Annotated in this window: 19 protein-coding genes, 4 tRNA genes and 1 pseudogene; 22 read left to right on the top strand and 2 right to left on the bottom strand. The window is 42.0% G+C overall.

The window, feature by feature from the left end:
- The first annotated feature begins 53 nt into the window (after positions 1 to 53).
- From uvrC to pgsA, 3 genes are all read left to right on the top strand, one after another.
- On the top strand, positions 54 to 1,853 hold the full coding sequence (uvrC, locus tag FTV37_RS02825; RefSeq protein ID WP_180063074.1) for an excinuclease ABC subunit UvrC: 1,800 nt from the start codon (positions 54 to 56) through the stop codon (positions 1,851 to 1,853).
- A gap of 136 nt (positions 1,854 to 1,989) precedes the next feature.
- A complete protein-coding gene (locus FTV37_RS02820; RefSeq protein ID WP_180063073.1) occupies positions 1,990 to 2,784 on the top strand; it encodes a thioesterase family protein in 795 nt (264 codons plus the stop codon).
- A gap of 104 nt (positions 2,785 to 2,888) precedes the next feature.
- The gene (gene pgsA / locus FTV37_RS02815; protein WP_180007017.1) at positions 2,889 to 3,476 is read left to right on the top strand and encodes a CDP-diacylglycerol--glycerol-3-phosphate 3-phosphatidyltransferase; all 588 of its coding nucleotides are present in this window, start codon (positions 2,889 to 2,891) and stop codon (positions 3,474 to 3,476) included.
- Between the two features lie 663 nt (positions 3,477 to 4,139).
- On the opposite strand, the gene FTV37_RS02810 is transcribed toward pgsA, so the two are convergent.
- A complete protein-coding gene (locus FTV37_RS02810) occupies positions 4,140 to 4,409 on the bottom strand; it encodes an oxidative damage protection protein (RefSeq protein ID WP_078190466.1) in 270 nt (89 codons plus the stop codon).
- Positions 4,410 to 4,436: 27 nt separating this feature from the next.
- Positions 4,437 to 5,867, bottom strand: coding sequence for an argininosuccinate lyase (gene argH / locus FTV37_RS02805; protein ID WP_171262638.1), 1,431 nt, complete (start codon positions 5,865 to 5,867; stop codon positions 4,437 to 4,439).
- Between argH and FTV37_RS02800 the strand changes: the two are divergent.
- The 19 genes and pseudogenes from FTV37_RS02800 to FTV37_RS02710 form a co-directional block, all read left to right on the top strand.
- Positions 5,858 to 7,011, top strand: a pseudogene (locus tag FTV37_RS02800) (sensor histidine kinase). The gene argH and the pseudogene FTV37_RS02800 sit on opposite strands and share 10 nt — an antisense overlap.
- A 53-nt stretch (positions 7,012 to 7,064) precedes the next feature.
- Positions 7,065 to 7,805 carry a LytTR family DNA-binding domain-containing protein gene (locus tag FTV37_RS02795; protein ID WP_180062994.1) on the top strand — a complete coding sequence of 247 codons (741 nt, stop codon included), beginning with the start codon at positions 7,065 to 7,067 and terminating at the stop codon, positions 7,803 to 7,805.
- Between the two features lie 95 nt (positions 7,806 to 7,900).
- Positions 7,901 to 8,818, top strand: coding sequence for a hydroxymethylbilane synthase (gene hemC / locus FTV37_RS02790; protein WP_218947547.1), 918 nt, complete (start codon positions 7,901 to 7,903; stop codon positions 8,816 to 8,818).
- A 3-nt stretch (positions 8,819 to 8,821) separates the two neighbouring features.
- Complete coding sequence (locus tag FTV37_RS02785; RefSeq protein ID WP_180062993.1) at positions 8,822 to 9,601, top strand: uroporphyrinogen-III synthase; 780 nt, start codon at positions 8,822 to 8,824, stop codon at positions 9,599 to 9,601.
- The gene (locus FTV37_RS02780; RefSeq protein WP_180062992.1) at positions 9,598 to 10,440 is read left to right on the top strand and encodes a hypothetical protein; all 843 of its coding nucleotides are present in this window, start codon (positions 9,598 to 9,600) and stop codon (positions 10,438 to 10,440) included. Before FTV37_RS02785 ends, FTV37_RS02780 begins: the two co-directional genes overlap by 4 nt.
- Before the next feature lie 6 nt (positions 10,441 to 10,446).
- Entirely contained in the window at positions 10,447 to 11,640 is a 1,194-nt protein-coding gene (locus FTV37_RS02775) for a heme biosynthesis protein HemY (RefSeq protein ID WP_180062991.1), read from the top strand.
- 9 nt (positions 11,641 to 11,649) lie between these two features.
- The gene (locus FTV37_RS02770) at positions 11,650 to 12,081 is read left to right on the top strand and encodes a thioesterase family protein (protein ID WP_180062990.1); all 432 of its coding nucleotides are present in this window, start codon (positions 11,650 to 11,652) and stop codon (positions 12,079 to 12,081) included.
- A 142-nt stretch (positions 12,082 to 12,223) separates the two neighbouring features.
- Complete coding sequence (locus FTV37_RS02765; protein ID WP_078190459.1) at positions 12,224 to 12,550, top strand: H-NS family nucleoid-associated regulatory protein; 327 nt, start codon at positions 12,224 to 12,226, stop codon at positions 12,548 to 12,550.
- A 167-nt stretch (positions 12,551 to 12,717) separates the two neighbouring features.
- Positions 12,718 to 13,461 (top strand): type II secretion system protein N, encoded by a 744-nt coding sequence (gspN, locus tag FTV37_RS02760; RefSeq protein WP_168379021.1) that lies wholly within the window; start codon positions 12,718 to 12,720, stop codon positions 13,459 to 13,461.
- Positions 13,461 to 14,327 (top strand): type II secretion system protein N, encoded by an 867-nt coding sequence (locus FTV37_RS02755; RefSeq protein WP_180007029.1) that lies wholly within the window; start codon positions 13,461 to 13,463, stop codon positions 14,325 to 14,327. The genes gspN and FTV37_RS02755 overlap by 1 nt, the downstream gene beginning before the upstream one ends.
- Positions 14,328 to 14,369: 42 nt before the next feature.
- Entirely contained in the window at positions 14,370 to 16,601 is a 2,232-nt protein-coding gene (gene gspD / locus FTV37_RS02750; RefSeq protein ID WP_180062989.1) for a type II secretion system secretin GspD, read from the top strand.
- Positions 16,602 to 16,678: 77 nt separating this feature from the next.
- Positions 16,679 to 17,428 carry an FHA domain-containing protein gene (locus FTV37_RS02745; RefSeq protein WP_180025945.1) on the top strand — a complete coding sequence of 250 codons (750 nt, stop codon included), beginning with the start codon at positions 16,679 to 16,681 and terminating at the stop codon, positions 17,426 to 17,428.
- Between the two features lie 77 nt (positions 17,429 to 17,505).
- Positions 17,506 to 18,174 carry a phosphoglycolate phosphatase gene (gene gph, locus FTV37_RS02740; RefSeq protein ID WP_180025946.1) on the top strand — a complete coding sequence of 223 codons (669 nt, stop codon included), beginning with the start codon at positions 17,506 to 17,508 and terminating at the stop codon, positions 18,172 to 18,174.
- Positions 18,175 to 18,291: 117 nt separating this feature from the next.
- On the top strand, positions 18,292 to 19,785 hold the full coding sequence (gene trpE, locus FTV37_RS02735; protein WP_078193306.1) for an anthranilate synthase component I: 1,494 nt from the start codon (positions 18,292 to 18,294) through the stop codon (positions 19,783 to 19,785).
- Positions 19,786 to 19,883: 98 nt separating this feature from the next.
- Positions 19,884 to 19,959, top strand: a tRNA-Thr gene (locus tag FTV37_RS02730).
- A gap of 54 nt (positions 19,960 to 20,013) precedes the next feature.
- Positions 20,014 to 20,097 (top strand) — tRNA-Tyr (locus tag FTV37_RS02725).
- Between the two features lie 38 nt (positions 20,098 to 20,135).
- Positions 20,136 to 20,211, top strand: a tRNA-Gly gene (locus FTV37_RS02720).
- A gap of 23 nt (positions 20,212 to 20,234) precedes the next feature.
- A tRNA-Thr gene (locus FTV37_RS02715) sits at positions 20,235 to 20,309 on the top strand.
- Positions 20,310 to 20,463: 154 nt separating this feature from the next.
- Positions 20,464 to 20,993: GTP-binding protein (locus FTV37_RS02710; RefSeq protein ID WP_180062988.1), on the top strand; the 530-nt coding region annotated here is incomplete at its 3' end.

Here is a 20,993-nt window from a genome sequence, read left to right as displayed (position 1 = left end):
TAAAAGCATCACATCATGTCAAAGAGCAATATCGAAGACGGAACAAGGCAAAAGTGAACGAAAACGCACGCGAACATATTGAAAAAATTCTTGCCAATATGACGACTCTACCCGGTGTTTACCGCATGCTGGGTAAAGACGGTGAGTTGCTGTACGTGGGTAAAGCAAAGAATTTAAAAAATCGTGTGTCGAGTTATTTTGTGAAAACCATTGAGCATCCCAAGACGCAGGCTTTGGTTGCCCGTATTTATGATATTGAAAGTTTGGTGGTGCGTTCTGAAACGGAAGCCCTATTGCTCGAACAAAACCTGATTAAGTTGCATCGTCCGCCCTATAACATCATGCTGCGTGATGATAAGTCTTATGTTTATATTTTTATCTCTGCCGATAAACCCTATCCACGAATTGCCGCAGGACGTGGGAAAGGTAAGCATCAAGCTGGTAAGTTTTTTGGGCCTTATCCGAGTGCTTATAACGCGCGTGATACTTTGGTGGTGCTGCAAAAACTGTTTAATGTGCGTCAGTGTGAAAATAGCTATTTTTCGCAGCGCAAACGACCATGCTTGCAATACCAAATTAAACGCTGTTCCGCGCCTTGTGTGGGTTTGATCTCACCCGAAGATTACAAAGAAGATGTCAATAACTCGATTCGGTTTTTACAAGGCGACACTAAAGAGCTTAATCAAGAGCTGATTGGGAAAATGGAAGCTGCGGCCGAAGCACTCGAGTTTGAAAAGGCGGTGTTTTATCGTGATCGTATGGCATTGCTGCGTGATGTACAAACCCAGCAAGCGATTTATAAAGTCAAAGGTGAGGCCGATATCATTGCCATTGCTTATCAAGCCGGTGTGACCTGTGTGCAGATTATGCATGTGCGCAATGGTAAAATGCTCGGCGGAAAGAGTTATTTTCCTGACATGTTGGGCGATGATTTGGGGCAAATGCTCTCAGATTTTATTGCCAATTTTTACTTTCAGGTGGCAGACGAAATCCCTTCGGAACTCATCATTAATGTCGATATTCCAGATCGTAAAGACATGGAAGATGCGTTGTACCAACACTTTGAAAAGCGGATTCAAATCAAACATAAAGTGCGTGAAACCCGTGCAGAGTGGCAAGAATTGGCACAGATGAATGTACAACATGCGATTAAAGGTAAATTGGCTGATCATTTTGAATTGAATGAGCGCTTTCATCAGTTAGAGCAAGTCGTTGGGCGGCCGATTGACAGTATTGAGTGTTTTGATATTTCTCATACTATGGGTGAGGCGACCATAGCGTCTTGTGTGGTCTTTGATGCGGGCGGCGCAAGAAAGCGCGACTATCGCCAATTTTCCATCAATGACATTACCGAAGGCGATGATTATGCTGCCATGCGTCAAGCGCTGACCCGCCGTTATAAAAAGCACATGTTGCCCGATTTGCTATTAATTGACGGAGGCAAAGGTCAATTACACATGGCGATGGAAGTCATGCAGGAGCTCGAGCTCGATGCCTTTATGGTCGGTGTGTCCAAAGGCGAGGGGCGTAAACCAGGTCTGGAAACCTTGCACTTTACCGATGGTGAAAAAATCCAATTGCCCGAAGACCATAAAGCCCTGCATTTGATTCAACAGGTTCGTGATGAAGCCCACCGCTTTGCTATTACTAAACATCGAGCGAAACGAGATAAAAAGCGTGGCTCATCGGTACTTGAGGTGATTCCGGGCTTAGGGCCAAAACGTCGTCGGGATCTGTTGACCCATTTTGGTGGCATTCAGGGGGTACTCAAAGCTTCTGAAAATGATTTAAAACTAGTGCCGGGCTTAGGCGATGTGATGGCGCGCACCATTTATAAAATCCTGCATGAATAGCGCGAACTAAGCCCAATCGATGACGGGTCAATCCTGAATTTGCCAAAATGATCATTGACGCATGAGTCACTGATCATTCACATCATTTAATTTTTATACAATGATATAAAAATCAAAAATATGATCAGGGATGATGATGTCACTCGCACAGTTGTATCAACATATTGAACACAATGAATGGGTTGAGATTCCAGAAGGATGGTTGCAAGGACGTACGATCTATGGCGGCTTAGTGGCTGGCATGATGATGCACAAAGCCGTTGCCACCATTGCCGATCCGCAGCGACGTTTACTCAGTTGTAATGTGACCTTTGTTGGGCCAGTACAATTGGCGCCCGTGCGTTTAAGTGCTGAAATTTTAAGACAGGGCAAATCCGTCACCACTATCGAAGTTCGACTTTGGCAAGATGATGCCGTACAAAGCATTTTATTGGCGAGCTTTGGTGTTCCACGTGAATCAAGCATTGCCGTCAATCAGGAGCGTCAAGCACCCGATTTTCCTGAAGTGAGCAGCTTAAAGATTGCCGAACATCATCCACTTGCACCCCAGTGCTTTCAGCAAATGGATTTGGTCTGGGTAGATGGGCAGTATCCATGTACAGCAAGTCAAAAGCCTGACTTTAGTGGTTGGATGCGTTTTAACCCAGAACGTCATGATAACCGTAAGATGACTGTTGCTGACCTAATGGTCTCGATGGATATGTGGCCGCCCGGTGTACTGCCTATGTACAAAACCATGGCACCTGCGAGTTCTTTAACGTGGACATTGACTTATGTACATCCCTTGCAATCAAACTTACATAATTGGTTTAAATATAAAGTATTTACCGATTATGCAGCGGATGGATACGCTACAGAATATGCTCATTTATGGGATGAAAATAACCAGTTGATAGCGATTGCGCGACAGACTGTTACGGTGTTTGCCTAGTGACACTGCGGGGCATTTCGTATAAAGTGAGTGCAACTAACGATGGATAAATCCTCAAATTATTTTGCATTTTCATCGTGCATGAGGGGAAAACTGGGGTGTCTATGACAACAGGTCGAATCCTGAATATTCCTAATATTTTAACATTGGCACGAATTGCTTTAATTCCTGTGTTTTTGTTGGTGGCGTACTGGCCACCTGCAATGGGCGTGGGTGAGCATGCTGCAAGCATGTCACGTCATATATTGCTGACTGCTATTTTTGTGATCGCAGCTGTCACTGACTGGTTTGATGGCTACCTTGCAAGAACTTTAAATCAGACTTCAGCATTTGGACGTTTTCTCGATCCTGTTGCAGATAAATTGATGGTTGCAACAGCGTTGATCGTTTTGGTGCAATGGCAACCGACCATTTCGATGGCCTTTGCAGCGATTGTAATTATTTCACGTGAAATCACGGTGTCTGCCCTACGTGAGTGGATGGCTGAATTAGGCGCGCGTACCAGTGTTGCGGTTTCAACCGTTGGTAAATATAAAACAGCATTTCAGATGATTGCGATTTCAGTGTTCTTGCTAAATTGGCAACCCCTAGAAATGTTGGCCTATGGATTGCTCTATACAGCCGTAGTTTTAACGTTATGGTCGATGTTTATTTATTTAAAAGCCGCATGGCCGTATTTAAAGCAACCTTGATTTAAAGGTAGTTATTAAAAGCTCCGTGATCGGGGCTTTTTTATTGCCGAGTTTTTAGAAAAAATTGAGGGTTTGACTAGTTTGAACAGCGCTTCATTTGATTAGAGCTTGAAGTTAAATGTGAGATGTTAGCGCAAATTTTGGATAAAAAAATTCCCAGATTTTGGGGGAAATCTGGGAAGGAAAATCGGGGTTACTTATCGCTATTATGGAAGATGTTTCCATCTTCTTGATTGCTATTATAGGAAAGCAGATTTAGAAATACATGGAGTTTATTGTAGTGTAATGTTGTGTTTTATTGAGAAATGTATCACAAATTTACATTAAGAATTTTTGATACAAATTGGCCGATAACTTTGGTAGGTTTTGTTTGGATTTAAACGATAAAAATCGATATATGTGATGATAAAAATACAATTAACATTATTTAAATAATAGATTCATCTATTTAAGTTTAAATAAAATTGATCAATGGATAAAAGATTTTTCAGCAATGATAAAGATCATTTCTCAATGAAAGCTTACACAGACGTCATCTTTGTCTTACGAAAAAAAGCAGTGCTCCTAAGCACAAAAAAAAGGAGCCTTTTTAGACTCCTTTTTGAGATTTGAAGCTACGCGCTTCGCTTGTCTTGCGTAATTTTTAGAGCAGCGCTCTAAAAATTACTCAGGCTTTAGGCCTTCGGCTTTTTCTAAAGATTCATCATTGCTGAAGAATTTTTCACGCTGCTCTTCAAGGAACTTTTTCGCGTCAGCTTCAAACACGTTTAAACGTTTTTCATTGATCAACGTAGTTTGGTGTTTTAGCCATTCTTGCCAAGCTTGTTTAGATACCGTATCAAACAATTCTTGTCCCTTCGCACCAGGGAATGGTGCAAAGTCTAAACCTTCCATTTCAGCCTGATATTTACGGCAAAAAACTTGTCGAGACATATCAATACTCCATTTAACTTGAAAAAGTTATGCGTAAAGTTTTTCTAAACGTGCGTGTGCGCGTTCAATTGCTGCTTCAACTTGAGCAGGTGCAGTACCACCAATGTGGTTACGTGCATTGACAGATGCTTCAAGTGTTAATGCTTTTTCGAAGACATCGGCTTGAATCAAGTCAGAGAATTGTTGAAGTTGCTCAAGGGTTAATTCTGAAAGGTCTTTGCCTTCTTGAACACCAAGAGCAACTGCTTTACCCACAATTTCATGCGCATCACGGAATGCTACGCCATTTTTAACGAGGTAGTCGGCAAGGTCAGTTGCAGTTGAGAAGCCACGAAGTGCTGCTTCACGCATGATGTCAATGTTTGGTACTAGTGCAGGAATCATGTCGGCAAATGCCATGAGTGAGCCACGAACAGTATCAATTGCATCGAATAGTGGTTCTTTATCTTCCTGGTTGTCTTTGTTGTATGCCAATGGTTGACCTTTCATCAGGGTCAATAGGCTCATCAAGTCACCATATACACGGCCAGTTTTACCACGGATCAACTCAGGAACGTCTGGGTTTTTCTTTTGCGGCATAATTGACGAGCCAGTGCAGAAACGGTCAGGAATGTTTACAAATTTGAACTGAGCCGATGTCCAAAGAATCATTTCTTCTGACATACGTGATAAATGCATCATGATGAGTGATGCCGCAGCATTGAATTCAATACCGAAGTCACGGTCAGACACAGCATCTAAAGAGTTTTCTGCAACGGCTTCAAAACCTAGTAATTCTGCAGTGAATGCGCGGTCGATCGGGTAGGTTGTTCCAGCAAGTGCAGCAGAACCTAAAGGCATGCGGTTGGTCCGTTTACGGCAGTCAATTAAACGCTCTGAGTCACGAACCAACATTTCAAACCACGCCATTAAGTGGTGGCCAAAAGTCACTGGCTGTGCAGTTTGTAAATGCGTGAAGCCCGGCATGATAGTATTGGTGTTTTTCGCCGCTAAGCCCAAGATACCTTTTTGTAATTTTTGCAATAATTCTAAAATCGCATCGATTTCGTCGCGAACATACAGACGGATATCGGTTGCAACTTGGTCATTACGGCTACGACCGGTGTGTAGTTTTTTACCTGTAATACCGATACGTTGAGTCAAGCGTGACTCAATATTCATGTGCACATCTTCTAGGTCAATGCGCCATTCGAAGTTACCCGCTTCAATTTCTGCTTTAATGGTGTTTAAGCCATTAATAATATCGTCACGCTCTTGTTCAGTTAGAACGCCAACTTTTGCAAGCATGGTTGCATGTGCAATTGAACCTGCAATATCTTGTTTATAAAAGCGTTGGTCAAACTGTACAGATGCTGTAAATTCAGCAACAAAAGCGTCAGTAGCTTCGGAAAAACGACCGCCCCACATGCCTGAAGTTTGGGCTTGTGACGGATTTGAGGAATTAGAAGATGTGGTCATGTCGGCTCAATAAGATAAAAAGCATAGAACTGAGCAAGAGTATAGCAAATTCGAACCCAGTTGCCGAAGGGCAAGTTGATCAAACTTTTAGACAGGGTTTAGGTCTATGACAATTTCAGTATTTTCAGGAAAAATGGGCCGTTGGCACTATCTGTGGGAGCTTTTTCTTGCGGGCAATATCGTGGCTTTGGTCTTGGCCTTGGCCCAAGCTCAATCGTGGCATGCCTTAAGTTTTTCGAGTGTTATGCAGCATGTGTTGTTTATTAACTGGATTTTATTGGCATTTGCTGCATTTTCAGAGCTTTTGCAGAGTAAGACGCGTGGTTTAAGCATGAAAATGCTCATGTTTAGCGGGTTTGTTTTATTGCAAGCTTTGGTGTTGTTCACCACCTTAATTTTAAATGTCTTGATCTATTTTGGTGAAAATTTCAGTTTAACTGGCTTGAGTGCAGACGTTTTAGCTGCTGGTGTAGTTTTAAATCTGAGCTATGGGGTTTTACTTGGCGCATTTTGTTTTCGATATTTATATTTAAGAGAGCAGTGGGGGCGACAACATCATAGTGAATTAAACGCACGTATTCAGGCGATGCAAGCTCGGATTCATCCGCATTTTTTATTTAATAGCTTAAACAATGTGATTAGCTTGATTGCGATTGACCCAGATAAAGCGGAGCAAATGCTGCTGAATTTATCGCGTTTGTTCCGTGCGAGTTTTCAAGAATTGAAGCTAGTGAGTCTCAAAGATGAGATCGATCTGTGTCAGCGTTATTTGGCCATCGAACAAATGCGATTGGGGGATCGGCTCAATGTGGAGTGGAAACTGGCCGACATTGAACAGTACGCTCAAGTACAAATTCCACTATTAACTTTACAACCTTTGTTAGAAAATAGTATTTTTCATGGAGTCGAAAAGATTTTGACAAAGAGTACGATAAATATATTGATTGAAATATTACAAAATCAAATTAATATCGTTATTACAAATCCTTATACACAGGATACAATTAAATTACGTCAGGGGAATGGTATTGCCATCGAAAACGTGAAACAGCGACTTGAGGCATATTATGGTCAGCATGTCACTTTTCAAACCTACGCAGGCGAGGGAATGTATACGACTGTGGTGCAATATCAATATAAATAGAAATCTCAGTTGACCAATAAAAATAAATGACGTTAACGAGATAAGGAGGAGAAATGGACATCCTAATCTGTGATGATGAGCCTCTAGCAGTAGAGCGATTGTCACGTTTAGTCACTCAACTTGGACATCAAGTGGTTGCGAAAGCTTCACATGGTCAACAAGCGATTGACTTGGCTCAAAGCCTCGAGCCTGATGTCATCTTACTAGATATACAAATGCCTGAAATGGATGGGTTGACTTGCGCGAAATTGTTGCGTGAATTAGACCCCATGCCCGCTATTATTTTTTGCACTGCATATGATCATCATGCACTTGATGCATTTAAATCGAATGCAGAGGGATATTTACTAAAACCAGTTATGCAACAGGAATTGCAGCAGGTTTTAGATCATTTAACTAAATTAACCCAAGCTCAATTGAGCACGATAAAACAAAAAGAAAATATGGACGAAATTAAAATCAGCCGTCATCAAATCGCGGCAAAGACCTATCGTGGTGTAGAACTGGTCCCTGTGGAAAATATTTACTATTTTCTTGCAGATCAGAAATATGTCACTGTTCGGCACAAAAATGGCAGCGTACTCATTGATGAAACGCTGAAAGATTTAGAGCATGAATTTGGTGATCGTTTTATACGCATTCATCGCAATGCCTTGGTGTCTGTGAGCTTTTTAGATGGTTTAGAGGTTATAAGCTCAGGGCAATATCAAGTGCGTTGTCGAGATTTAGAAGAACGTTTGGCGGTCAGCCGTCGACATTTACCGAATTTGCGTGAGCGAATACAAAAATTATAGGGCAAGGGTCAAAGTACATTGCGAATTAAGCTTGCATTTTCAACTGAGCAAGTTAAGTTTAGAATAATAGCCCTATAGACTGTATTTTAAAATTTATGAATATCCTTAAGATCGCAACTCGACAAAGCCCGCTTGCACTTTGGCAGGCGGAACATATTCGTGCACGCTTAGAAGCACTTCATGCAAATTTGAAAGTTGAGTTGGTGACCTTTGTGACCCAAGGTGACAAGATTCTAGATACCCCTTTAGCCAAAATTGGGGGAAAAGGATTATTTGTAAAAGAATTAGAAGCGGCGTTGTTGGATGGTCGTGCAGACTTAGCAGTTCATTCGATGAAAGATGTGCCGATGGCCTTGCCTGAAGGTTTAAGCTTGGCCGTGATTTGTGAGCGTGAAGATCCATTAGATGCTTTCGTTTCAAATACCTATAACAGTTTTGATGATTTACCACAAGGTGCGAAGGTGGGGACATCGAGCTTGCGCCGCAAATGCCAAATTTTAAAACAACGTCCTGATCTTGAGATTATTGATCTGCGTGGCAATGTGGGTACGCGTTTATCTAAACTCGATGCGGGTAACTATGATGCGATTATTTTGGCGAGTGCAGGGCTAAAGCGTTTGGGTTTAGCAGAGCGTATTCGTCATACTCTTGAGCCTGTTGTGAGTTTACCTGCAGTTGGACAAGGTGCATTGGGCCTAGAATGTCGTAGCCAAGATCAAGCTGTATTGGATTTAATTTTGCCCTTAATGCATACAGAGACCAATTCTTGTGTACGTGCAGAACGTGCTTTTAATGCATATCTAGAAGGTGGCTGTCAAGTACCGATTGCAGGTTATGCAACCTTAGAAAATGGTCAGATTCATTTGGAAGGTCGAGTCGGTAGTGTTGACGGTCAAACCTTGTTGAAAGCACAGCAAGTAGGTCTTCCCGAACAGGCTGAACAGCTCGGTGTCAAATTGGCCCAAGACTTGTTAGCCCAAGGTGCCGGTGAAATTTTAAAGGCACTGTATTAATACATGCTTTTTATCAATACACGTCCGACAGATCGTGCAGCGCAGCTTAGCTTGACGCTGCGCTCTGCGGGTGTTGCTGTGGCTGAGCTTCCATTACTTGAGCTCAAGCCGCGGGCATGGTCAGAAGCATTGGCAGCGTGCTACGCCCAGTTGAGTGCTGCGGATGTATTGGTTGTGGTGAGCCCCTCTGCGGTCACCTTTGGTATACAAGGTCTGCGTAAGGCAGGCATTTCACTTGAACAGCTCGAACATACTCAATGGATTGCAGTCGGTGACGCAACCGCAGCAAAGCTGGCTGATTATGGCATTCACAGTGTTGTGCCGCAGGTGGAAACCTCAGAGGGAATGCTCACCTTAAGCCATTTAGAACAATTAGAGGCCGGGGCTTGTGTAGCGTTTTGGCGCGGTGAAGGTGGTCGTCAATTTATGATGCAGCAGTTGCTAGCACGTGGCATTCAGATTCTCAATTTTGTGCTATACGAACGGCATCTACCGGAAGAGACCACTCAAAAAGTAAAAACACTTATTTCTGAACATCAGTTGTCATCTCTGTATTGTATGTTGATCACCAGTGAGGCCAGTTGGCTCAATTGGCTTGACTTGATTCAGTCGCATTTATCAGTGCTGAGTCATGCACATTTTTTAGTTTTAGGTGTAAGGTTGTTCGAGCTACTTGAGCAAAGTCGTATAACACTGAACAAAGATTTTAAAATTATTCAACTCGAAGATTTAAACGCGACACACATATTGCAGCATGTGCAAGTCGTGCAGGGAAATACATGAAGAAGTTGTTTGTCGTTGTGGTCATTTTCGCCGTACTTTGGTTGGCTAAACTCAGTTTTGACTTGTTTCAGGTCAATGCTCAACAAACCGAACTGATGCAACAACAAACTTTATTGCAACAGCGCAATGCAGGTTTGAATGATCAGGTCGTGGCTTTGAAACGCCAGTTGAATGGCACAACGACCGAGATGGCGGCTGCAACGACATCGAATGCTTCGATTGCTGCTGAGGCGACCCATAGTATTGAGCCAATGATGGTTGTGGGCCAGCAACTTGATTTGGTTGAATTTGCCATGCAGCAACAACAATTTGCTGTCGCTTTGGAAAAATTAAACCAATTAGACCAACAATTAGATCAGTTGAGCTTGGCACCTGCACTGCGTATGAGTTTGCATCAGGTGATTCAAAAAGACCGTGAGACCTTAAAGCAATATGTGACAGAGCGTCAGTTGCAATCTGATAAAGTGAAAAATACTCTGCAATCGATCGATCAATTGTTAGAAAAAGAAATATTAAAGCCCTATAGTTCTAAAGAGCAGCAAAAAGGTCTTTCTTTTTGGCAAAAATGGATTCAAGTCGAATCAGTCGAACAACCAAGTCCCGTATTAATGCAGCGTAGCTTGGTATTAAAAGAAATGCAGTTACGTTTAATTTTGGCTCAGCAAGTTTTAAATCAAGGACAATATCCTCAATTTCAACAAGAAATCACTGAAATTATGCAAATTATGCAGCAATTGCCAGATGCTTCATTAAAACCAATACGCCAACGTTTAGAACAATTAAAGGACATTCCGGTTATTTCTGTACCGCTATTAAATACTCGGGCACTCATAGGATAATCGACTATGAAACATATTTTATTGGCCTATTTATTTATTAGCTTATTGGTTGTTGCCATTATTAGTTTGCTGAGTTTTGGACATGGTGCAGGCTATGTCTATTTATACTGGCGTGAATGGCAAGTTCAATCTAATATTTGGTTTTTAGCATTATTGCTGGCACTACTGAGTTTGTTCGTGCAAATGCTTTGGTATGCGGTTAAACGCTATTTAAGTCGAGAACAGCGTAAATCTGAAACAGTCTTTAGTTTTAATAAACTACATCCCTATGAGCAATTGGCTGTCATTTGGCTTTTAAATGCTGCGCAAGATCAAAAAAACTTTATTCAGCAAGCTTTTACTGAGTCTGGATTATTAAAAGGGGTGATCGATGCGCGTTTATATTGGATTCAGCAACAATATGAAACAGCATTAAATGCATTAACTCAGACCAATCCAATGGCTTTTGAGCTTGCAGAATTGCAACGGATTGAAATTTATTTATCTCAACAAGAGGGTGAAAAGGCTTTAACGCATCTTGAATTTTTAAATCAACATGAACTATCGCCATGGTTGCAAAAAGTCAGTAGTGCCTATGAGCAGCGCCTAACCACGCTATGGGGCATGTTTGCGTTGCAGTTTCCTTGGTTGTATTTGCGTTCGACACGTTATGGACATTTAGATGAGCTGACAAAACAAGCTTGGTTGGAGCAATTATTATCAGCGTTTGATCAAGCTGATGTCGATGACTTACAGTATTTAAAGCAGCGTTATTTGGATTTACAAGATCAAATCACAGAGCGTAAATATGCGGTCAAAGTGCTTTGGTTAAAAGTCTTGTCTCGTATGCCAGAGATGAGTCAGGAGCATGAGCAATTGGCCATTCATTTGCTGGAACAGCAATTTAACAAAGAAGTGTTCTTTTTGTGGTTCCAGCAAAAAATGCTGAAGCAAAACCCTGACTATGTGGCTGTAGAACAGCAGATTCAACGTTGGGAAGAAAAGTATCCTGCGCTGCCTGTTTTTAGTTTTGCAAAATGGAATATTTACCAAGCGACAGCACGTCAAGCTGAAGCAGATGCATTGTTAGAATTATATCCAAATGATGTATTAATGAGTTATTTACGCATCAAGTCAGCCTTAAATCAGCAGGATGACTTGATCAAACAATTAAATTTAATATTTGAAAATAATGCCAATTTTATGGAAATTCGAATATAAGGACATTATATGCAAGAAGATTTAGCTCAATATTCATTGGTTCATACTCAACACGTCGCTTGGGGGGATATGGATGCTTTTGGGCATGTAAATAACGTGCATTATTATCGTTATATGGAAAGTGCGCGGATTGGTTATTTAGACCAGTTGGATATATTTGATCAGTCTGTGGTTACGGTTGTGGCTTCAAGCCAGTGTAAATATTTAAGCCCCGTGATTTATCCTGATATTTTAAAAGTGGCAACGCGCGTTGAAGAATTAAGGAATAGTGCATTTCGTATGAGTTATATATTATGGAGTGAAAAGCAACAAAAAATCGTTGCAACAGGCGATGCAGTTATTGTGTGCGTGGATAAAATGACCCTACAAAAAACTTCAATTCCAGAAAGTATAAAGACCAAAATAAAAGCTTTAGAGATTTCAGTGGGAAATAATATTTAAATACAATTTAACTTTATATATTTTAAGAAGTCGTGTTAAAATATTGTAGTAAAATGAAAATTATTTATTGAATAAAAATTTTATTATAATATTATGAGCGAGTTTTCATAAGCATTATTAAAATGAAATTTCGGAGTTAAAGATTATGCCTGATATTAGTAATTTATCAGTTGAAGAGTTAAAGAAGCTTCAAGTAGAAGCTGAAGCACTGATTGCATCTAAAAAAGATCAAGCGATTGAAGATGCGTATAACCGTATTGTTGAAATTGCAGAAAATTTAGATTTAAGCGTTGAACAAATCCTTGAATTTGGTTCAAGCAAACGTAAAAAATCAACGCGTAAAGCGGTTGAGCCACGTTACCGTAGCAAAACTAATGCAGATGACACTTGGACTGGTCGTGGTAAACAACCGCGTTGGTTAGTGGCTGAGCTAGAAAAAGGCGCGAAACTAGAAGACTTCTTAATTTAAGAATAATTCATGAAATCGTCATATCCTGAGTTCAGGATAATTAAACCAGGCAAATGCCTGGTTTTTTTATCTCTTTGAATTGGCTATGCAGAAAAAGTATGCATAATGTGTCTATAAAGAAAAATGTTTAAATGATGGAAAAAAATTGATGGATCGGTTGTGGTGGGATGATCAATAAGACTAATAATATTCGGTGGCTCATTTTTGCTGCGATCAGTTTTTTAATTTTCGTTATGCTGCAAGTGCCAGCAGCGTGGCTCATTACAAAGTTTTATAAAAATAACCAAATGCTACATAACGTCAGTGGCAATATTTGGCATGGGCAAGCAGATTGGACACGAGGAAATTTGAAAGGCTCGTTAAACTGGAACACACGCCCGTGGGATTTGATTTTATTACGCTTGGGTGCAAATGTTGAAATTCATAGTGGCAATACCAAACTACAAGGTGTGATGGGGTATGGTTTTGGTAAAAGTATTAGTATTAAAAACTTAGAGGGTCAAATTGCTCCTGAAACCTTAAAAAGTTTTGCCGATTGGCAATGGCCAATGAATGCCATTCAATTAAAAGATGTGCAGTTTAAATATAAGCCACAACAGGGATTTAGTCGTTCATCAGGCGAGATACAGTGGGCAGGTGGGGATTTATCATTTAGCTTTGCACAGCGTCAAGAGTCAATGAATGTGCCTGCCATGTTGGCTCAATTAAAAGACGATAATGGCAAATTGTCGATTGATGTTCGAGATCAACGTGAACAAAAAATGATGAATATGTCACTTGAGCCAGACCTCATGTTGGATGTGCAATTAACCCAGCGCTTTTTGATGAATGTTGCTTCCTATGAAGGTAAGGCAGGATTAGATACGTATGTGATTAGTTCGCGTCAACCCCTATTGAGTGGGGTGAACTGATGGCTGACTATTTCGAAAAAATCCGCGAGATCAATTGGAAGCAAACAGATCGACTTGCACCTGTGGTCTTGGTTTTAATAATTTTGTACTTGTGCTGGAAGTTAGCCGCTTTATTTTGGTTATTGATTGCACCGCCACAAGCCATGCAGTTAGACCGAGTTGAATTGGGTTCACAGCAAACGCAAGTTCCTAATATTAGCTCTTTTGCCTTGTTTCAGGAAAACCGCAGTTCAGCAGCTGACGCGCAGTTAAATATGGTGTTACAAGGTGTGGTGGTTGGACAGCCAAGTCGCTACTCGTCGGCAGTGATTAAGGTCAATGAGAGTTCAGATCGCTACTTGGTTGGAGAAACCATTCAAGGTTCATCATATCAACTGGCTGAAGTTTATTGGGATAAGGTGATTTTAACGCAGGGTAATGGTGCACGGCGTGAATTAGCGTTCCAAGGTATTGAAAACGGATTAGATCAACCGATTGTCCCTACAGCCAATGCAACATCAGGCGGATCTTTGCAAAATAACAGCATGCAAAATGCAGCTAATCCTGCAAATTCAGGGCAAGGCACGACGCAGTCCGCGATTGGTCAGGCCGTACAACGCATGACAGAAAATCGTGAGCAATATCTGCAGGAAATGGGGGTGAATCCATCAGGTAATGGTGGGTTTGAGATTTCAAATCGAACACCTGCTGCCTTGAGAAATAAATTGGGTTTGCAACCGGGTGACCGCATCATGTCTTTAAATGGGCAGGCAGTCGGTGCAGGACAATCTGAGGCGCAATTATTAGAACAAGCCCGCCGTGAAGGGCAGGTGAAACTTGAAGTCAAACGTGGTGATCAAGTGATGACCATACAACAGGATTTTTAGTGATGTTTCATCACTTTATAGGGTTAGGAAACACAGGCGTATATGGCTTTATTTAATAATAACCGTTCAACTTTAGCTGCCTATGCCATGGTGCCCTTGGTTGCTATGGTCAGCACAGCAAGTTATGCACAAACATGGAAAATCAATTTACGTGATGCAGATCTTACGGCATTCATTAATGAAGTCGCAGATATCACGGGGAAAAATTTTGCAGTTGACCCACGGGTACGAGGAAATGTAACGGTTATTTCCAATAAGCCTTTAAATAAAAATGAAGTCTATGACCTGTTTCTCGGTGTATTGAATGTCAATGGCGTGGTGGCGATTCCATCGGGCAACACCATTAAACTGGTTCCAGACAGTAATGTAAAAAGCTCGGGCATTCCTTATGATGCGCGCCACCGTGCGTCTGGAGACCAAATTGTCACCCGAGTAATTTGGCTTGATAACACCAATGCCAACGACTTAATTCCAGCCCTACGTCCACTGATGCCGCAATTTGCACATTTGTCAGCAGTGGCGGGGACCAATGCGCTGATCGTCTCAGACCGTGCTAGTAATATTTACCAGCTCGAAACGATTATTCGTAATTTAGATGGAACGGGTCAAAATGATATCGAAGCCGTGACGCTGCAATCGAGTCAGGCCGAAGAAATGATTGGGCTGTTAGAGTCGATGAGTTCGACCGGCGCATCAAAAGACCCGAAAGGTTCACGAATTCGTATTATCGCGGACAATCGAACCAATCGTATTATCATTAAAGGTGATACAGCGACACGTAAGCGTATTCGTAAGATTATTGAGACCTTAGATGTGCCTGCGGCAGATCGATTGGGTGGATTGAAAGTTTTTCGTCTAAAGTATGCAAGTGCAAAAAACTTGTCGGAAATCTTACAAGGCTTGGTCACGGGGCAGGCCGTTTCGAGTACGAATTCATCGAATAGCTCAAATAGCAGCACGATGAACAGTTTAATGAATGATAGTAACAGTTCAAATTCACAGTCATTCAGTTCACAAAATAACACCAGTTCAGGTATTAACCTCAACAGTAATAACTCTTCCAATAATACGCAAAACGGTATTTCAAGTTTTAATGCCAATGGCGTGAGTATTATTGCCGATGCCACACAAAATGCACTGATTGTGAAAGCAGATCCGCAGCTCATGCGTGAAATTGAGTCTGCGATTCAACAGCTCGATATTCGTCGTCAGCAAGTGCTGATCGAAGCGGCGATTATTGAAGTTGAAGGCACGGATACCGATCAGCTCGGTGTGCAATGGGCGTTGGGTGATATCAGTAGTGGTATCGGCTTAATTAACTTTGATAATTTTGGTTCTAGTTTAAAAAATATTGCCGCAGGTTATTTAACTGGTGGTGCTGCGGGTGCGGGTAGCGCGGTGAGTGCGGGTACTTCTTTAGTTCTTGGTGATTATCGTGAAGGCAGTGATGGTTCGCGCAAACTCTATGGTGCGATGATTCAGGCCTTAAAAGAAAAAACTAAATCGAATCTATTATCTACACCGTCTATTGTGACGATGGATAACGAAGAAGCCTATATTGTGGTGGGTGAGAACGTTCCATTTGTGACAGGCTCGGTCACCACCAATGGTGGTACAGCCAATCCATATACATCGATTGAGCGTAAAGATGTCGGTGTTACTTTGAAAGTTGTGCCGCATATTGGCGACGGCGGTTCGGTGCGTTTAGAGGTCGAGCAAGAAGTTTCTGATGTAAAAGACAATAAAGGTCAAGCGTCGGACTTGGTTACGACTAAACGTGCGATCAAAACCTCGATCTTGGCAGAGCATGGTCAAACGATTGTGTTGGGTGGTTTGATCTCTGACAATACATTGCATGGGCGTCAATCGGTTCCGGGGCTAGGGGCTATTCCTGTACTCGGCAAACTCTTTAGCTCGGAAGGAAAATCCAACAGTAAACGTAATTTGCTGATCTTTATTCATCCGACTATTGTTGGAAATTCTGCTGATGTGAAGAAAATGTCTCAGCAGCGCTACAGTCAGCTCTATAGTCTGCAACTGGCATTGGATAATGACGGTAATTTTGCGAAATTACCTGAAAATGTGGACGATGTGTATCAACAGCGCATACCTGTTTCAAAAGGTACAGCGCCAGCCCCTGTGTATAAGACGGTACCGACAGCACCACAAATGACACAGCCAGCGGCAGTGGTCTCCACGCCAGTCGCCATTGAACCTACGGTGAAGCGCCAAACCATTACCGTACCGAATGGCAAAGTGGTGGGCATGCCTTAGGTTAGACAGCAGAGTGGTTTAGCTTTGAAACCACTGCATGCTATGATGAAAAAAACGAGCAATAGAGAATTAACTTCATGACTTGGAAAATTCAAGCAATTTCTGGTGATTTAACAGGACAAGAAATTAGTATTGAGCGAGATATGTTGGTGGGGCGTCATCAACAAGCAGATATTGTTTTGCAAGAATCTGATGTATCGCGTAAACATGCTGCCTTTGTACTGAAAGATCAGGCACTCTGGTTGCAAGATCTCAATTCATCTAATGGGACGTTTATTAATGATGTCCGTTTGACTGGTGAATCACTTTTAAAAGAAGGTGATATTGTACAGTTTGCCAGTGTGAAGTTTAGTTTATTGGCTCCAGCTAAAGCTGTTCAGATCCCAGCGGATATTGAACAAAGCGTTGAAGCGTTGCAAACAGAAGAAATTACACCTGTTCAGCAGCCGTCTGAAGCTGTTGCAGTTTCTGAAAATGTGGCACAAGAGTCTGTAGCAAACACGTCTGAGACTAAGGCACAAGAGCCTGTCGTTAAAACCGCAGCACAACAAATGAATGATCAAGGTATGCCAGAGTTGAAAGAGCGAGATAGCTCAGTTCAATTGACTCGTGATGGTATGCCGACCAATGTAGATGTGCCTAAACCTGCACCAATTCCTGAGGGAATTGACGTAACTGCTGTTCCGAAAAATGAAGCATGTGATGTAGAAATTCCAGCGACATGTGTAGAGCAAGAGCGTGAAGCGCAAAAAAATGCCTCTGTGGGCTTAATCTCAGTCATTGTTTTAATCATTCTTGCAATTATTGCATGGGTCTTGTTTAAATAAACCGAGACATTCCTCAAAAGGCATGCATGGGCATGCCTTTTTTATGGGGAAAATTTACAAAAAAATAGAGGGACATTATGTTTGAAGTTCGTTTAGCAGAACGCCAAATGATTTTATTTGATCTGGATGGAACGCTAGTCGATTCAGCATCTGACTTACATCGTGCGATGAATATGAGTTTAAATGCGTTGCAATTACCGTTGGTCACAGAAGCGCAGGTGCGAAACTGGATTGGGAAAGGAACTTCATTGTTTTGTCATAGCGTACTTGAATACTTGACCGGGAAGGTGGATGCCGCACAGCACCATCTTTTACTGGAAACTTTTCTAAAGATTTACAATGCAGATCCTTGTGTTTTGACGCAGCCCTTTGACGGCATTCTAGAGTTCTTGGATTGGGCAAAAGCAGAAGAGAAAATTCTGATTTGTGTGACCAATAAACCAGAGCAACCGGCACGCAGTATTGTGCAGGCACTAGGTATGCATGAATACTTTGATGATGTGATTGGCGGAGATCGTTTTGAAGAGCGTAAACCACATCCCAAGCAGCTAGAGTATTGTGCGGAGCATTATGCCTTGCCGAAACAGCAAATTTTGATGGTGGGTGATTCTGTCAATGATGTAGAGGCAGCACGTCGTGCGGGTATTGATTGTATTGTGGTCAGCTATGGCTATAATCATGGTGAAAATATTCGAGATTGTCAGCCGCAGCACGTGGTTGATAACTTAAAAGAATTATTGGGTTGAAATAAGTAGGGTTAAGGAAGTGAAAATGAGCAAGTGTGTAGGTTTTCGATGGCGTCACTCAATCAGCATGAGAAGAAATTAACTGAAATTGACCACGCGAAATATAGAGAAACCCAAATGACTACACAAACTCAATTTGAACAACTGAAAACTGCTGGATATAACTTGATTCCGGTATATCGTCAGCGCTTGGCAGATACAGAAACTCCACTTTCTGTCTTTGCGCGATTAAAACAACATAAACAAGCCTATTTATTTGAATCTGTAGAGGGTGGCGAAAACTGGGCGCGTTACTCCATTATTGGCTTGGGCGAGTCCACCGTATTTTCGTGTAATGAAGGGCAGTTGACCGTTCAACATGCTGATGGCTCGGTTGAAAAACAACAATGTGCTGACCCATTTCAATACATTCGTGACTTCCAAGCACAATATAAAGTGCCTACACAGCAAGATTTGCCAGCGTTGCCGAGCTTTACCGGTGGATTGGTTGGATACTTTGGTTATGATGCTGTACGTTATATCGAACCAAAGCTCAATAACGTTCCAGAAGCTGACCCGGTCGGGATTCCGGATATTTGGATGATGCTATCAAAAACCGTCATCGTCTTTGATAACCTTAAGGATACCTTATTCTTAATTGTGCATGCCGATGTAAATGATGCTGAGGCCTATACCAAGGCGCAGCAACAATTGGATGAGCTAGAAGAACTTTTGGCAACCCCAATTGCACTCAAAGCAAATAAGCATACTGCACCACAGTTTGAATCCATCACTGGACATGACAATTTTATTGATTCTATTGCGAAAGTAAAAGAGTACATTAAGGCCGGTGATGTGATGCAGGTTGTGCCGGGCCATCGTATGGTATCCGATTTTGATGGTGAGCCTTTGCAGGTCTATCGTGCACTACGTCACCTCAATCCATCGCCATATTTGTTCTTGGTGCAAGGGCAGACACTAGAAAATGACATTCCTTTTCATATCGTCGGTTCATCACCTGAAATTTTGTCCCGTTTAGAAAATGGTGTGGCAACAGTTCGTCCTTTGGCGGGAACGCGACCACGGGGTAAAACAAAAGAAGAAGATTTAGCGCTAGAAAAAGATTTGCTATCTGATGAAAAAGAAATTGCAGAGCATTTGATGTTGATCGATTTGGGGCGAAATGATGTTGGACGCGTTTCTAAAATCGGTAAAGTTCACGTGACTGATCAAATGGTGATCGAACGTTATTCGCATGTCATGCACATTGTGTCAAATGTGCAAGGTGAAGTACGTGATGATGTCGATGCTTTGGATGTTTTTAAGGCAACATTCCCTGCGGGCACGCTTTCAGGCGCACCAAAAATCCGTGCTATGGAAATTATTGACGAAGTTGAACCAGTAAAACGTGGAATTTTTGGTGGTGCTGTTGGTTATTTAGGCTGGCATGGTGAAATGGACATGTCGATTGCGATTCGTACCTGTGTAATTCGAGAAAATAAGGTCTATGTTCAAGCTGGAGCAGGGGTAGTTTATGACTCAAATCCTGAATCAGAGTGGAATGAAACCCAAATAAAAGCTCGCGCAGTGATAAAAGCGGTTGAATTATCATCAAATGGATTGATTTTATGAGTTTTTCACGTTTTTTTTAGAAAAAACACTTGCAAGGATTTCAAGATTTGCTAAACTGCACACCGTTCCGATACGAAACGTACGAAACACTAAGAAACGCCGGCATAGCTCAGTTGGTAGAGCAACTGACTTGTAATCAGTAGGTCCACAGTTCGAATCCGTGTGCCGGCACCATCTTAGAGAGTTTGAGAGTGAGTAGAAAGAACGGCACTGAAGTAAGTGTAAAATGGTGAGGTTCCCGAGCGGTCAAAGGGGGCGGACTGTAACTCCGCTACGAAAGTTTCGAAGGTTCGAATCCTTCCCTCACCACCAATTTTAAGACTTCAATAAGTGGTTTGTACCAACATCGTGCGGGAGTAGCTCAGTTGGTAGAGCGGTAGCCTTCCAAGCTACATGTCGCGAGTTCGACCCTCGTCTCCCGCTCCATATCTATTGAAGTGCTTATATTTGCTCTTATAGCTCAGTGGTAGAGCACTCCCTTGGTAAGGGAGAGGTCTCGAGTTCAAATCTCGATAAGAGCTCCAGATTTTACAGTTTAGCAACTTTAAATGTTGCGCAAGATTCCAGAAGCAGGCTTTTTAGTCTGCTTTTCAAGTATTGGGTGTTTATTTTTTTAGGCGATATGTCGGAGCTGGGTTTTACTCAGAATTGTGTTCGACGTAAACGAGGAAGAAAAGCATGGCTAAGGCTAAGTTTGAACGTAATAAGCCACACGTTAACGTGGGCACAATCGGTCACGTTGACCATGGTAAAACGACTTTAACAGCTGCGATTGCAACTGTATGTGCAAAAAAATTCGGTGGTGAAGCGAAAGATTACGCTGCAATCGACTCTGCACCAGAAGAAAAAGCACGTGGTATTACAATTAATACTTCACACGTAGAATACGATTCTCCAATCCGTCACTACGCTCACGTAGACTGCCCAGGTCACGCCGATTATGTTAAAAACATGATTACTGGTGCTGCGCAAATGGATGGTGCGATCCTTGTATGTGCTGCGACTGATGGTCCAATGCCACAAACTCGTGAACACATCCTTCTTTCTCGTCAGGTAGGTGTACCTTACATCGTTGTATTCTTAAACAAATGCGACCTTGTTGACGACGAAGAGCTTCTTGAATTAGTAGAAATGGAAGTTCGTGAACTTCTTTCTACTTATGACTTCCCAGGCGACGACACTCCAGTAATCCGTGGTTCTGCTCTTGC

The organism is Acinetobacter sp. YH16042 (assembly GCF_013417245.1).
Lineage (GTDB): Bacteria > Pseudomonadota > Gammaproteobacteria > Pseudomonadales > Moraxellaceae > Acinetobacter > Acinetobacter amyesii.
The sequence above is the reverse complement of the archived record's forward strand: the minus strand, read 5'-3'. Positions and strand labels throughout refer to the sequence as shown.